The organism is Psychrobacter sp. CAL346-MNA-CIBAN-0220 (assembly GCF_040309805.1).
Taxonomy (GTDB): Bacteria; Pseudomonadota; Gammaproteobacteria; order Pseudomonadales; family Moraxellaceae; genus Psychrobacter.
This window is the reverse complement of the sequence record NZ_JBEOPF010000088.1, coordinates 1-295: the sequence shown is the minus strand read 5'-3', so window position 1 is coordinate 295 and position 295 is coordinate 1. Positions and strand designations below refer to the sequence as shown.

Annotated in this window: 1 protein-coding gene; it reads left to right on the top strand. The window is 40.3% G+C overall.

Going from position 1 to position 295, the window contains the following annotated elements:
• The coding region (locus AAEY88_RS12810; protein WP_350562992.1) for an ATP-binding protein at positions 1-142 on the top strand (142 nt) is incomplete at its 5' end.
• Positions 143-295: the final 153 nt, after the last annotated feature.

Genomic DNA, 295 nt, shown 5'->3' with positions numbered 1-295 from the left:
GCAAGGCAGTGGGCTTGGCTTAACTATTGTGAAAGAATCTGTTGAACAGCTAAGAGGTACACTTACTGTTGAGCATAACGAGCCGCATGGTTGCCGGTTTTCAATTAAAATTCCCATAACAAAAAATCTAGGAGTTAATTAACATGCGCTTGCGTTTAATCGCTATTTTATGTGTGCTCAGTAGCAGCATGGTTATATCAGGTTGTGAAATTAATAATGGGCAAGAAGAGCGTGTGTCAATTACACCTGCACCTGTGGTCGATACCAAAATAACGAACGACAAAAACAGTAAACC